Below are 516 nucleotides of genomic sequence, written 5' to 3'. Positions count from 1 at the left end.
GGCCTTGCTTGTGATCGTCAGGGCGAGAGGCTTTGTCGCGGAGGATCATTTCATATTCAGCGATAGCTTTACGAGCTTCTTCTATGTATTGGCGACAATCTTCAACGTTTTTTCCCTTGAAGACCATGGTGAACTCTTCGCCGCCGAAGCGATAGACCTTTGCACCACCACGTGTTTTCATTAATCTTGAAGCCACCATTTTGAGCACATCATCGCCGATGTCATGCCCGTACGTGTCGTTAAATTTCTTGAAGTGGTCGACATCGAGCATTGCAATTGTGAATTTTCTGCCCATGTGTTTTAGATCTAAATCTAATGCTCTGCGGCTTGGAATCTGCGTTAGGCTGTCAGTAAACGCAAGTTGGTGACTTGCCGAGGTCGAATAGATGATGATGAGTAGACCAGTAAGCGTAAACATGGTGCTGGAAATGTACTGCACATCAAAGAAGATGAATGTCGCGGAAGCCAAAGCCATTGCAGAATAGGTCATCGCATGGATGATTTTGTTGGTTTTCT

1 protein-coding gene is annotated in these 516 nt (G+C 45.5%); it reads right to left on the bottom strand.

Going from position 1 to position 516, the window contains the following annotated elements; all coding sequences use genetic code 11:
* Positions 1-516 (bottom strand): GGDEF domain-containing protein (locus R7P74_RS29430; protein ID WP_318124280.1); only part of this gene is annotated, 516 nt, incomplete at both ends.

The sequence above is a fragment of the Vibrio sp. 2033 genome, from assembly GCF_033339735.1.
The sequence above is the reverse complement of the archived record's forward strand: the minus strand, read 5'-3'. Positions and strand labels throughout refer to the sequence as shown.